The organism is Streptomyces sp. NRRL S-495 (assembly GCF_000966955.1).
Classification (GTDB): domain Bacteria; phylum Actinomycetota; class Actinomycetes; order Streptomycetales; family Streptomycetaceae; genus Kitasatospora; species Kitasatospora purpeofusca.
Map to the genome: position 1 here is coordinate 1 of NZ_JZWY01000180.1, position 11764 is coordinate 11764.

Here is an 11764-nt window from a genome sequence, read left to right on the forward strand (position 1 = left end):
GCGTCACGGTCGGCGGGGACGACGCCGCGTCCGGACGGGTGGCGGGTCCGGTGCGGTACGGCAATCGGTGCGGCACATCGGTGCGGCAATCGGTACGGGCTAGGCGGGGTGCGTGGGGATGTCGGACGGCGAGTGGTGGCGCAAGCAGGGGCCCTGGAGTGAGCCGCCGGGGGGTGCCGGGGCCTCCGGCGGGGGTGGTGACGGGGACAGCGTGTACGCGGGGGAGCCGGCGCCCGCCGTCCCGCCGCGCCCCCAGGAGCCGCCGCGTCCCGTCGGGCCGCCGTCCGATGGGGCGTCCGGTGGACCGGGCGCGGGCGGCGAGGCGTCCGGGGCGCCCGCCGCGTTCCTGCCGCCTCCCACACGTTCCGGCCGGGACCGGGGCGCGGGACGGGGCACCGGCCAGGGCACCGACCGGGGCGACGGCTCGCCGTGGCTGGCGAAGCCGGTCGAGGACGCCCCCGCCGACCCGGAGGCGCTGCCGCCGTCCTACCGCGCGGTGAGCACGGGCGACTGGGACTACGTGACCATCGACTTCGGGGACGGCCCGATCGCCTCCAACCGTCCGATCCCCGAGCAGCGGACCGCCGCCGACGCCGCTGCGGCGCCCGGGGCGGGCGAGGACGCGGCCCAGGGTGACCCGGCGGCGCCGGACGCGGCCGCGGGGGACGGGGCGGCGCCGACGGAGGGCGGGGCGGCCGGGAAGGGCAGTCGGAAGGGCAGGGCCAAGGGCAGCGGGAAGGCCCCGGCCGGGAAGAGAACGGGCGGGAAGAAGGCCCCGGCCCGGGGGAAGAACGGCCCTGCCGGGTCGGGCCCTGCCGAGGGCGCCCCCGCCGGGAAGGGCGGTCCGGCCAAGGCCCCGGGCGGGCGGCGCCCCTCGCCCCTGCTGCTGCTCTCCGCCGCGGTGCTGGTCGGCGGCGCCGTCACCGGCCAGCTGATCGCCATGCTGATCGGCTGGGCGCTCGGCTACCTGTCCCGCCAGCTGTCCGACTTCGTGCGGAAGTTGGCGGTGTTCGGGATCCCGCTGATGGTGATCAGCGGCAGCTCGCTCTTCTACTGGGGCCGCGCGCAGGGCCGCTGGGGTGCGGCCCCGGCGCCGGCCGAGCAGGGCTCCCACGCGATGTGGGAGGCCGCACCGGGGGTGCTGCGGGTGGCGGCGGTGCTGTCGGCTGTCTTCCTGCTCCTGATGTCCCTGCGCCGGAAGGGCGGCGGAGCGCCGGACGCCGGTCAGTAGCGGCAGCCGCCCGGGCCGCTGTCGCCGCGTCAACTCCGTTCCTGGAAGAGGGAAGAAGGACGAAGACGTCGCCTGCTGTTCACGGGGCGCTCCATCCCCGTCTGATGGAATTGCCGGCCGTGGTGTCACCGATGCGCAACAGCTGCAGGAGGTCTCCCGTGCCGTCGTCCCCGCCCTCGTCCCCGCTCTCCCAGGCGTCCCCGTCGTCCCCGGTGCCGTCGCCCGCCCCCGGGCGTCCCCGGGCCGCCGCGATCGGCCGCCGCGGCCTGCTGGTCGGTGCGGCCGTCGCCGTGGGCGCCCAGGCGCTCAACATCCGTACGGCGCACGCGGAACCCGTCCGCCGGGACCCGTTCCTGCTCGGCGTGGCCAGCGGCGACCCGCTGCCGGACGCCGTGGTCCTGTGGACCAGGCTGGTCGCCGACCCCTTCGACGCCGCCGCCATGGGCCCCCGCTCCGTGCCGGTGTCCTGGGAGGTCGCGGCGGACCCGGGCTTCCGCCGGACCGTCCGGCGCGGCGTCGCCGCCGCCGAGGCCGCACGCGGGCACAGCGTGCACGTCGACGTGCGCGGGCTCCAGCCCGGCCGCGACTACTGGTACCGCTTCCGCGCGGGCCGCCACCTGAGCCCGGCCGGCCGCACCCGCACCGCCCCGGCGGCCGGCGCCCACCCCGGCCGGCTCCGCCTCGGCGTGGTCAACTGCCAGGACTGGCAGCACGGTTACTGGCCCGCGTACACCGCCCTGGCCGCCGAGGACCTCGACGCCGTCGTGCACCTCGGCGACTACATCTACGAGACCGACCCGTCCAGCCAGTACCCGGACCGCCTGCACACCACCCCCGGGACCCCCGGGATCAACCAGCTCCTCACCCTGGCCGACTACCGGGCCAGGCACGCGCTGTACAAGACCGACCCGGCCCTCCAGGGCGCGCACGCCGCCTTCCCCTGGATCGTCACCTGGGACGACCACGAGGTCGAGAACAACTACGCCGGCCTGGTCGACGAGATCGACGACACCGGCGCCCGCCACCAGGACACCGCCGCCCTCGCCCGCGAGCGCGCCGCCGCCTACCAGGCCTACTACGAGCACATGCCGCTGCGGAACCCGTACCGGACCGGCTCGCCGGACTACCGCCTGTACCGCCGCTTCGACTTCGGCGACCTGCTGCGCCTCAACGTGCTCGACACCCGCCAGTACCGCACCGACCAACCGGGCGGCCACTCCCAGGACTTCGGCCCCGTCGCGGACGGCCTGGGCAACACCGCCGGCACCCTGACCGGCGCCGAGCAGGAGGAGTGGCTGCGCCGCGGCCTGTCCGGCTCCCGGGCGCGCTGGAACGTCATCGCCCAGCAGGTGATGATGAGCCAGATCCGCTTCCCCAACTTCCTGGACCCGGCCCACCCGCTGCCGCCGCTCGCCAACCTCGACCAGTGGGACGGCTACGACCCGGCCCGCACCCGGCTGTTGCGCTTCCTGCGGGACGCGGCGGTGGCCAACCCCGTGGTGCTGGCCGGTGACATCCACTCCTCCTGGTTCAGCGACCTGCGGATCGACCGCGACGACCTCGCGGCCGCGCCGGTCGCCGTCGAGTTCACGGCGACCAGCGTCAGTTCGGACTTCCCGGTCGCGTTCGACGCGCCGCTCAAGGCGCTCAACCCCACGCTCAACCCGCATGTCCGGTACTTCGAGGGCCTGCGCCGCGGCTATCTGCGCCTGGACGTGGACCGCGAGCGGTGGCTGACGGACGCCCGGACGGTCGACAGCATCGCCGTCCGGGAGTCGCCGGTGCGGACCTCCGCCTCCTGGGCGGTGGTGGCCGGCGAGCCGGGCCTCGTCCCGGCCTGAGCGTGCGCCGCCCGGCCCGGGCCGCGAACGGCTCGGGCCGGTCGGGCACAATCGGCGGCATGCTGAGAGTCGGTTCGGTGGTGCTCGGAGTGGTGGACGTCGGCCGCGCGGCGGCGTTCTGGGGCGAGGCACTGGGGTACACGCCCCGGGACGGTGAGGCCGGGGACGACTGGGTGGTGCTCGTCCCGGCGGACGGCGCCCCCGGGGTGCAGGTGGCACTCGGCCGGAGCGCCACCCCACCGCAGGAGCACCCGCGGGTGCACCTGGACCTCTACGCGACCGACGCGGCGGACCAGGCGGCCGAGGTGGAGCGGCTGGTCGGCCTGGGCGCGAGCCGGGTCGACTGGGACCTCTACCCGGAGGATCCGGACTTCGTGGTGCTCGCTGACCCGGACGGCAACCGGTTCTGTGTGATCGACACCAGCCGTTCCTAGCCGCCCTCGTGCCCACCGCTGCCGCGGCCACCGCCCTCATGCCCGCCGCCGTCGTGTCCACCGCCCGCGTGCCCGCCGCCGTCACGGTGGTGCTTGCGGCCGCGCAGGAGGCCCCGGCTGCGCCGGCCCTGGCCCAGGCCGGGGCCCGGTTTGCCGCCGTGGCCGTGGCCGTGGCCGTGACCGAGCCGGTGGCCGGGAAGGGGACCGGGGTCGTCCTCGGCGCGGTGGGCGCGGACTTCCATCCCGGAGCGGACGGTCCGGCTCAGGGCGCCGGCGGCCGCCGCGAGGAAGACGAAGTTGTAGACGATCTGCAGGAGCACCACCAGCCGCGGCCCCTGACCCGCCGCGGTGATGTCGCCGTAGCCGATGGTCGCCATCGTGACGACCGTGAAGTACAGCGCGTCCAGACGGGTCACCAGCCCGTGGAACTCGCCCGGACTGTCGGCCATGACGTAGTAGGTGCCGGCGAAGACGGTCAGCGAGAAGCAGATCAGGAAGGCCAGCCAGACGCCGGGACGGCGGCCGGTGCCGCGGATGCTGTCGACGATCCGGGCCAGTAGCAGCCCGGTCAGCAGGGTCAGCACCGCGGCGAAGAGCACCCAGCTCAGCAGCGGGCGGTCGTCGCCCAGGGCGCGCAGCGGCAGGGTGAAGTAGCCGAGCATCAGCAGGGCGAACGAGCCCAGCAGCAGTCCCCAGGCCCGCAGGTCGGGGTGCACCAGGGGCGGGGTCGTCGGCGGCTGCTGGTTCGCGGACATCCCGGCCAGCCTGCCCCGGCGCGGCGCGGCCCGCCGCCCGGGCTGCTCCGTCCGGGCTGTCCGGTGCGGGCTGTTCGGGCCGAGGTCCGAGCACCGGGACCGGGAGTCGAGCACCGGGACTGCGGCCGGTGCCGGACACGACGAAGCCCCCGCCGTTCGGGCGGGGGCTTCGGTCGGCTTCGTACCGCCGCGGATCAGGCGGTGGTGGACCGGGGTGCCTCGGTGGCCTTGGTCACGTTGGTCGGGTTGACGGCGGCCGGGCGGGGCTGCTCGGCGGCGGGCTGGGCCGGGGCAGCGGTGCTCTGGGCGGTACCCGGCGCGGCGTCGGCGGCGGGAGTGTCGTCCTCGCGCATCGCCTTTGTCTCCGCCTTGAGGATTCGCATCGACTTGCCGAGGCCGCGGGCCATCTCCGGCAGCTTCTTCGACCCGAACAGCAGGATCACGACAGCCAGCACCACAAGCACGTGCCAGGGCTCAAGACCGTTACGCAGCATCCCTGGCCACCGGTCCCTTCTCGTCTAGAGTGATACGTCACAGTTGGGCAAAGCGCCCGTCCTGGCCAGTATGCCTGTCCGCAGCGGCGAACGTATACACCGGCCGGGAAACGCTGGTCAAAAACCAGGTGCCGCGCGGGCGGACGACCGAGGGTGCGGGACGCCCGCCCGCCGCCCGTCCGGTCAGGTCCGACGGGCCAGCAGATAGCCGCGGCGGGTCGGCGCCTCCTCGGGGTACGGGTCGCGCTCCAGCCGGGCGGTGACGGTGAAGCCGGCCTCCGTCAGCAGGTCCGCGACGTGGTCGGGCTCCAGGGAGCGGAAGTCCACGTCCACCCGGTGGCCCCACCACTCGTCCAGGGTCTTCACCCCGGTGCCCCGGTGGAACGAGACCAGCAGCACCCCGGACGGCCGCAGCACCCGTCGCATCTCCTCGAAGGCGGGCCGCAGCTCGCCCGGTTCGAGGTGGATCACCGAGTAGAGCGCCACCGCGGCGGCGAACTCCCCGTCGGCGGCGGGCAGCGCCAGCAGGTCGCCGACCCGGAACTCCGCCCCGGGGTGCTCCCGCCGCGCGACCGCCACCATCGCGGGCGACAGGTCCACCCCGACCGCGGCCCCCCGCTCGCCCAGCCAGCCGGTGATGTGCCCCGGCCCGCACCCCAGGTCCGCCACCGTCCCCCCGGCGGCCTCCTCCAGCACCACCCCGAGCAGTGCCCGGTCCATCACCTTGAACGCCAGCTCGCCCCCGATCCGCTTCCGGTACTCCTCCGCCACCGTGTCGTAGCTCGCCCGCACCCGCCCGTGAACACCGTCGTCGCTCATCCCTGCAGCCTGGCACGCGGCGCGGCCCCGCACCGGCGAACGGCCGCAAGGCTGTTCGGCCGAACGCGGCAGCCCCCGCCCGGGGTGGGCGGGGGCTGCGATGACGCGCGTGCGGGGGACCGGGTGGAGCGGGTGGGTCAGACGGTGGCGGGCTCGGGGGTCTTGGCGACCGGGGCGGCGGCGGGGAGGTGGCGCATCAGGCGGTAGGCGAGGAGGGAGGCGCCGACCGCGAGGACCAGGCCGACCACGGCGGCGACGTGCAGGCCGTCGGTGAAGGCGGCCCGGGCGGTGGCGAGCAGGTCGGTGCCGAGCCGGCCGGGCAACTGGGCGGCGACGGTGACGGCGCCGCCGAGGGTGTCCTGCGCGGTACGGGCGGCTTCGCCGTCCAGGCCGGCCGGGAGGGCGCCGTCCAGCCGGGAGCGGTAGACCGCGGCGCCGGCCGCGCCCAGCAGGGCGATGCCGAGGGAGCTGCCGAGCTCGACGGCGGTCTCGGAGGTGGCGGAGGCGGCGCCGGCCCGCTCGATCGGGGCGGCGGAGACGACCATCTCGGCGGTGAGCGTCATGGTGCCGACGGTGCCGGCGGCCAGCACGCCGGCCGCGGTGAGGATGAGCGCCAGCGGCGAGTCCGGGCCGACCAGGGTCATCATCGCGAAGCCGGTCGCGCCGATCAGGAAGCCGCCGGCCATCATCGCCGCCGGGCGGACCTTCCCGGCGAGCGCCGAGCTGAGACCGACGGCCGCGCCGACACCCACGCTGGGGACGAGCGACCAGAGCGAGGCGGTGAGCGGGCTCATGCCCTTGACCAGCTGCAGGTACTGCGAGGTGAAGAGGGTGAAGCCCATCATCGCGAACATCGCCACGGTGTTGACGGTGATCGCCCCGCTGAAGGCGCGGATCCGGAACAGGGCGAGGTCGAGCAGCGGGTTGGCGGCGGTGCGCTGGCGCCAGTAGAACGCGCCGACCAGGAGCAGGCCGACCGGGACGGCGAGCGCGGCGACCGGGTCCCAGCCGTCCACCGCGAGCGTCTTGACGCCGTAGACCAGGGGCAGGACGGCGCTCGTCGAGAGGACGGCGCCGAGCAGGTCGAAGCCGCCGCGCTGCGGGGAGCGGTACTCGGGGAGCAGGGCCGGGGCGGCGAGCAGGACCAGGGCCATCACCGGGACGGCGAGCAGGAAGACCGAGCCCCACCAGAAGTGGTCGAGCAGCAGACCGCCCGCGACGGGGCCGAGGGTGGCGCCGGCGGTGAGGATGCCGCCCCAGGCGCCGAGCGCGATCTGACGCTGCTTGGGGTCGTGGAACATGTTGCGGATCAGCGCGAGGGTCGAGGGCATCACGGTGGCCCCGGCGACGCCCAGCAGGGCGCGGGCGGCGATCAGCTGGCCGGCGCCGTCCGCGTAGGCGGCGAGCAGCGAGGCGCCGATGAATCCGGTCGCGCCGATCATCAGCAGCCGGCGGCGGCCGATCCGGTCACCCAGCGCGCCCATGGTGATGAGCAGCCCGGCCAGCAGGAACGAGTACATGTCCATGATCCACAGCTGCTCGGTGCCGCTCGGCGCCAGCGTGGTGGAGATGTAGGGGACGGCGAAGAAGAGGACGCCCATGTCCATGGTCAGGACGAGGGTCGGGAGCAGGAGGACGGCGAGGCCGATCCATTCGCGACGGCCTGCGCGGCCGGTGGTGGCGGTCATGAGGAAGACGGTACGGGCGTGTCAGACGTTTGTCTAGTACGAGCGTCTGAATCGATCGTGCGAGACTTTCGTACTAGACGTATGTGCGAGACATGCGTGCAAGACAAACGTCTTGATCGGACGTAGCATGCACGCATGGGAAATCGTGAGGACCTCATGGCCGGCGCCAAGCAATGCCTCTTCGAGAAGGGCTATGCGCGCAGCACCGCCCGGGACATCGCCACCGCCTCGGGCGTCAGCCTGGCGGCGATCGGCTACCACTTCGGCTCCAAGGAGGCGCTGCTCAACGCGGCGCTGATCGAGGCCACGGAGGAGTGGGGCTCCGTGCTGGCGGCGGTGGTGGCGCGGGCGAGCGAGGCGTCCGACGACCCGGCGGAGCGCTTCGTCGCGGTCTGGGACGGTGTGCTCGGGACCATCGCCGAGCACCGCGGCCTCTGGGCCTCGCAGTTCGAGGTGATGCTGCAGGCGGACCGGGTGCCCGAACTGCGGGAGGCGCTCGCCGGGATCCAGAAGGAAGGGCGGCTCGGACTGTCGGCGCTGTTCCAGGGGTTGCCCGAGGTGCCGGACACCGAGGAGGAGCTGTCCCGGGGCATCTTCTACCAGGCACTGCTGGTCGGCCTGGCCGGTCAGTGGCTGGCCACCCCCGACCTGGCACCCCGCGGGCAGGACTTCCTGCGCGGGCTGGAGCTGGTCGGCGGCTCGGTGCTGAAGCCGAAGGCCGCCCCGGCGAACGGCCCGGCGGACGGCCCGCAGTGGCACGGGCCCACCGGCTGAGCCTCAGGCGGTGACGGCCGTCAGCAGCACCACCGAGTCGATGTGCGCGAGCAGGCCGTGCCGCTCCTGCGGGACGGTCTGCAGCTGACCGGCGGAGAGTTCCTCGCGCCGCCCCGCGACGGTGAGCGACACCCGTCCGCGCAGCACCTGGAGGCTGGCGGCGGCCGGGGCGTTGTGCTCGTCGAGCGAGGTGCCCGCGGTCAGGGCGATCACGGTCTGCCGCAGGACCCCGTCGTGCAGCACCAGATGGGCGCTGCGGCCGTGCGGGCTCTCGGCGGCCCTGGCCGCGTGTTCCGCGACGAGCTGTTCGAGATCGACCATCGCGCGTCCTCCTGCCGTTCTGCTGTCGCTCCGCCGTGCCGTCCCGCGGCGCCGCGGGACGGCGGCCGCGCCGGGGGGAGCCCTTGCGGCCCAGCGTCCCGGACCCGCCCCGCGCCCGCATGCCGAGCGGCGCCCGCGCGGGGACACGTGTGGACGCATGTGGACGCGCTCGGCGTGCGGAGGCGGCCGACTGCACCCATGGTGGAGGGCATGGCGACCAACGAGCGTTCTTTCAGCGGGTTCCAGGTCAACCGCTCGCTGCTGGCCGGCGGCGCGGTGCTCACGGGCATCGGCGCGCTGTTCGGGACGGCGGGTGCGGTGATGGTGTGCGCGGCGCTGGCCACGGCCGGCCGCGACTGGATGCGGCGGCTGGACACCCCGCCGACGGCCCTGGCCCAGCGGGCCCTGCACGAGGCCAAGGTGGCGTCCTCGGCGGGCTGGGAGGCCTGGCGCACCGAGCACCACTCGCCCAACTGATCACCGGGCCGAGGCCGTTCGCCCGCCGTCGGTGTTCGCCCCTCCGCATGGAGGGGCGAACACCGACGGCGGGCCGGCCGGGCTACAGGCCGAGCGACTTGGCGACGATGCTGCGCATGACCTCGCTGGTGCCGCCGTAGATCCGGAAGACCCGGTTGTCGGTGTAGAGCCGGGCGATCGGGTACTCCAGGATGTAGCCGTAACCACCGTGCAGCTGCAGGCACTTGTCGATCACGCCGGACGCCGACTCGGTGCAGAACAGCTTCGCCGCCGCGGCGTCCGCGACCGTCAGTTCGCCGTCCTGGTACAGCTCCAGCGCGCGGTCGACCATCGACTGCTGCGCCATCACCTGCGACTCGCAGTCGGCCAGGGTGAACTTGGTGTTCTGGAACTCGGCGACCGTCTTCCCGAACACCTTGCGGTCCTTGACGTACTGCACCGCGAACCGCACCGCCGCCGCGGCGGCCGCGTAGGCGCCGACCGCGATCGCCAGCCGTTCCTGCACCAGGTTGTGGGTCAGGTAGCTGAACGCCTTCCCCTCGTCGCCGAGCAGGTTCTCCACCGGCACCTTGACGTCGGCGAAGGCCAGTTCGGCGGTGTCCGAGCTGCGCAGGCCGATCTTCTGGAGCTTGCGGCCGACCGTGTAGCCAGGGGAGGTGGTGTCCACGCAGAGGATGGAGAGCCCGGCCCGGCGGTTGTCCGGGTCGTACGGCGAGGTGCGGCAGACCACTAGGACGAGGTCGGCGAGGACGCCGCCGGTGATGAAGGTCTTGGCGCCGTTGAGGACGTAGTGGGTGCCGTCCTCGGAGAGCCGGGCGGTGGTGGAGATGCCGGCGAGGTCGGAACCGGCGCCCGGCTCGGTCATCGCGATCGCGGTCATGATGTCGCCGGAGACGAAGCCGGGCAGCCAGCGCGCCTTCTGCTCCTCGTTGGCGTACTCCAGCAGGTAGGGCAGCACCAGGCCGGTGTGCACGCCCGAGGACCCGAAGCCGACGCCGGCGCGCGCGGTCTCCTCGGCCACCACCGCCTGGTACTTGAAGCCGCTCTCGCCCGCGCCGCCGTACTCCTCGGGCACCTCGATGCCGTAGACGCCGAGCGCGCCCAGCGTGCGGTAGAAGTCGCGCGGCGGATGGCCCGCGGCCTCCCACTCCTCGTACACGGGGACGACCTCGTTGGCGATGAAGTCGCGGATGGTCTCGCGGAAGGCCTCGTGGTCCTCGGTGAACACGGTGCGGCGCACGGCGGCGCTCCCTTCGACGTGCCCGGCACGGCGCGGCCGGGCGGCCCGCCGATGGCCCCACAAGTTAATCGGGGGTAGCTTCGGCTGTCCAGGGTCGGCGGAGCGGCGTTCGCGCTGTTCCCGCTGGTCAACGACGCGGCCGGGCGGGCACCCCGCCGGCGTGGGGCGCCCACCCGGCCGCGATCGGCGGATGTGCTCAGGGGCGGAGCGTCGCTCAGCCGCCGATGTGCGGGGCGAACAGGGCGGCGAGGTTGCCGTTGCCCTGCAGGGCGCCGATGTTGCCGGCGTTCCCGGTCGCCGCGAGGGTGTTGCTCTGGTTGCTGGCGCCCGAGCCGGTGGCGGTCTGCTGGGTGCCGACCACGTTGCCGTGGACGTTGCCGATGATGTTGCCGGAGCCGGTGTTGCTCACCACGCTGCTGTTGGAGTGGTGGTCCGCGCCGGCGCCGTTGTCGGCGTGGGCGGCGCCGATGCCGGCGAGGAGGAAGGCCCCGAGGGCGGTGACGGCGGCGGCTGCGCGGATACGGGACACGATGGTCTCCCTGAGGGTGGAGTGCGAATGGTGGCGCGTTCCGGAGTGGCCGCTCCGCAGCGCCGTTGCCTGACGTCGCACGACCAGGATTCATCAGGGCCCGGGAGGAACTCCACCGAATGGCCGAGGATTCGCCCGATGGTGGTACCCGGATGATTGTCCGACTGCTGCCCGGACCAGGGATGTTCGAAGGTTTCTTGGTGAATGCTTTACTGTTTCATTGCCAAGAGTCGACCCTTCAGGCCCTCAGGAGTCCGCCCCGTGACCAGCCTCGCCCTCGGCCCGTCCTGGCTCGATCCGACCTATCTGATCTCCACCTTCGGGCTGATCGGCATCCTGGCCATCGTCTTCGCCGAGTCGGGCCTGCTGATCGGCTTCTTCCTCCCGGGCGACTCGCTGCTCTTCACCACCGGTCTGCTGGTGGCCGGCGGCACCTATCTGCACCAGCCGCTCTGGCTGGTCTGCGCGCTGATTGTGGTGGCGGCGGTGGCCGGCGACCAGGTCGGCTACCTGTTCGGGCGGAAGGTCGGACCGGGCCTGTTCCGCCGCCCCGACTCCCGGCTGTTCAAGCAGGAGAACGTGGAGAAGGCGGCCGCCTTCTTCGACCGGCACGGCCCGAAGGCGATCGTGCTGGCCCGGTTCGTGCCGATCGTGCGCACCTTCACCCCGGTCGTCGCCGGGGTGAGCGCGATGAACTACCGCGTCTTCGTCCTCTTCAACATCATCGGCGGCGTGCTCTGGGGCGCGGGCGTCACGGTGCTCGGCTACTTCCTCGGGCAGATCCCGTTCGTCCGGGACAACATCGAGGCGATCCTGGTCGGCATCGTGCTGGTCTCGGTGGTCCCGGTGGCCGTCGAACTGCTCCGCGCCCGGCGCTCTGCCCGGCGCTCCGGCCGGGCCGCTCCGGCCGTCGACGCCGCGCGCCCCGACCGCGCCGCGGCGCCGGCCGCCGGGGCCGGCGGCCGCCACCGCGCCGGGTAGGCGTCCGCACCCGTCCGGGCCCGCCGTCCCGTACATGTGCGTCCGGCAGTTCGATCGGGCATGGTGTATCCGGAGATCGAACGGCGGCCCGGGGGACCGGCAGCGCCAGGGGCGGCAAGGAGCGGAAGTGCCGAAGCGGGGCCGGCCGGGCGGCGGCAAGAAGGCCAGGGGCGGCCGGGG

The 11764-nt window shown here is 73.9% G+C and carries 13 protein-coding genes; 6 read left to right on the forward strand and 7 right to left on the reverse strand.

Annotated elements, in window-relative coordinates; all coding sequences use genetic code 11:
- Positions 1 to 118: 118 nt before the first annotated feature.
- From VR45_RS42230 to VR45_RS11270, 3 genes are all read left to right on the forward strand, one after another.
- Positions 119 to 1231: a hypothetical protein gene (locus tag VR45_RS42230; protein ID WP_159394186.1), complete on the forward strand. Its 1113-nt coding sequence runs from the start codon at positions 119 to 121 to the stop codon at positions 1229 to 1231.
- Between the two features lie 158 nt (positions 1232 to 1389).
- Complete coding sequence (locus tag VR45_RS11265) at positions 1390 to 3072, forward strand: alkaline phosphatase D family protein (RefSeq protein WP_199925929.1); 1683 nt, start codon at positions 1390 to 1392, stop codon at positions 3070 to 3072.
- A gap of 59 nt (positions 3073 to 3131) precedes the next feature.
- On the forward strand, positions 3132 to 3506 hold the full coding sequence (locus VR45_RS11270) for a VOC family protein (protein ID WP_045939575.1): 375 nt from the start codon (positions 3132 to 3134) through the stop codon (positions 3504 to 3506).
- Here VR45_RS11270 and VR45_RS43310 read toward each other — a convergent pair.
- The 4 genes from VR45_RS43310 to VR45_RS11290 all read right to left on the reverse strand — a co-directional run bounded on the left by VR45_RS43310 (position 3503) and on the right by VR45_RS11290 (position 7262).
- The gene (locus VR45_RS43310; protein WP_078896425.1) at positions 3503 to 4261 is read right to left on the reverse strand and encodes a potassium channel family protein; all 759 of its coding nucleotides are present in this window, start codon (positions 4259 to 4261) and stop codon (positions 3503 to 3505) included. The genes VR45_RS11270 and VR45_RS43310 overlap by 4 nt on opposite strands.
- Positions 4262 to 4455: 194 nt before the next feature.
- Positions 4456 to 4755, reverse strand: a complete 300-nt coding sequence (gene tatA / locus VR45_RS11280; RefSeq protein ID WP_030393690.1) for a Sec-independent protein translocase subunit TatA — start codon at positions 4753 to 4755, stop codon at positions 4456 to 4458.
- A gap of 183 nt (positions 4756 to 4938) precedes the next feature.
- Entirely contained in the window at positions 4939 to 5574 is a 636-nt protein-coding gene (locus VR45_RS11285; RefSeq protein WP_045939567.1) for a class I SAM-dependent methyltransferase, read from the reverse strand.
- Positions 5575 to 5711: 137 nt separating this feature from the next.
- A complete protein-coding gene (locus VR45_RS11290) occupies positions 5712 to 7262 on the reverse strand; it encodes an MFS transporter (RefSeq protein ID WP_045939568.1) in 1551 nt (516 codons plus the stop codon).
- Between the two features lie 135 nt (positions 7263 to 7397).
- Between VR45_RS11290 and VR45_RS11295 the strand changes: the two genes are divergently transcribed.
- Positions 7398 to 8036 carry a TetR/AcrR family transcriptional regulator gene (locus tag VR45_RS11295; protein WP_045939569.1) on the forward strand — a complete coding sequence of 213 codons (639 nt, stop codon included), beginning with the start codon at positions 7398 to 7400 and terminating at the stop codon, positions 8034 to 8036.
- A gap of 3 nt (positions 8037 to 8039) precedes the next feature.
- Here VR45_RS11295 and VR45_RS11300 read toward each other — a convergent pair whose 3' ends face one another.
- Complete coding sequence (locus VR45_RS11300; RefSeq protein WP_045939570.1) at positions 8040 to 8357, reverse strand: cupin; 318 nt, start codon at positions 8355 to 8357, stop codon at positions 8040 to 8042.
- A gap of 210 nt (positions 8358 to 8567) precedes the next feature.
- Between VR45_RS11300 and VR45_RS11305 the strand changes: the two genes are divergently transcribed.
- Positions 8568 to 8834 carry a hypothetical protein gene (locus VR45_RS11305; protein WP_045939577.1) on the forward strand — a complete coding sequence of 89 codons (267 nt, stop codon included), beginning with the start codon at positions 8568 to 8570 and terminating at the stop codon, positions 8832 to 8834.
- A gap of 82 nt (positions 8835 to 8916) precedes the next feature.
- Here VR45_RS11305 and VR45_RS11310 read toward each other — a convergent pair whose 3' ends face one another.
- Positions 8917 to 10074 carry an acyl-CoA dehydrogenase family protein gene (locus tag VR45_RS11310; RefSeq protein WP_199839836.1) on the reverse strand — a complete coding sequence of 386 codons (1158 nt, stop codon included), beginning with the start codon at positions 10072 to 10074 and terminating at the stop codon, positions 8917 to 8919.
- 214 nt (positions 10075 to 10288) lie between these two features.
- Positions 10289 to 10603, reverse strand: a complete 315-nt coding sequence (locus VR45_RS11315; protein ID WP_045939571.1) for a hypothetical protein — start codon at positions 10601 to 10603, stop codon at positions 10289 to 10291.
- Positions 10604 to 10864: 261 nt separating this feature from the next.
- Here VR45_RS11315 and VR45_RS11320 point away from each other — a divergent pair, with 261 nt between their 5' ends.
- A complete protein-coding gene (locus VR45_RS11320) occupies positions 10865 to 11584 on the forward strand; it encodes a VTT domain-containing protein (RefSeq protein WP_045939572.1) in 720 nt (239 codons plus the stop codon).
- The last annotated feature ends 180 nt before the right edge of the window (positions 11585 to 11764 follow it).

Coding starts and splice junctions, on each gene's coding strand:
- VR45_RS42230 (WP_159394186.1), top strand. CDS start 119: ATGTCGGACGGCGAGTGGTGGCGCAAGCAGGGGCCCTGGAGTGAGCCG.
- tatA (WP_030393690.1), bottom strand. CDS start 4,755: ATGCTGCGTAACGGTCTTGAGCCCTGGCACGTGCTTGTGGTGCTGGCT.
- VR45_RS11285 (WP_045939567.1), bottom strand. CDS start 5,574: ATGAGCGACGACGGTGTTCACGGGCGGGTGCGGGCGAGCTACGACACG.
- VR45_RS11305 (WP_045939577.1), top strand. CDS start 8,568: ATGGCGACCAACGAGCGTTCTTTCAGCGGGTTCCAGGTCAACCGCTCG.
- VR45_RS11290 (WP_045939568.1), bottom strand. CDS start 7,262: ATGACCGCCACCACCGGCCGCGCAGGCCGTCGCGAATGGATCGGCCTC.
- VR45_RS11295 (WP_045939569.1), top strand. CDS start 7,398: ATGGGAAATCGTGAGGACCTCATGGCCGGCGCCAAGCAATGCCTCTTC.
- VR45_RS11300 (WP_045939570.1), bottom strand. CDS start 8,357: ATGGTCGATCTCGAACAGCTCGTCGCGGAACACGCGGCCAGGGCCGCC.
- VR45_RS43310 (WP_078896425.1), bottom strand. CDS start 4,261: ATGTCCGCGAACCAGCAGCCGCCGACGACCCCGCCCCTGGTGCACCCC.
- VR45_RS11270 (WP_045939575.1), top strand. CDS start 3,132: ATGCTGAGAGTCGGTTCGGTGGTGCTCGGAGTGGTGGACGTCGGCCGC.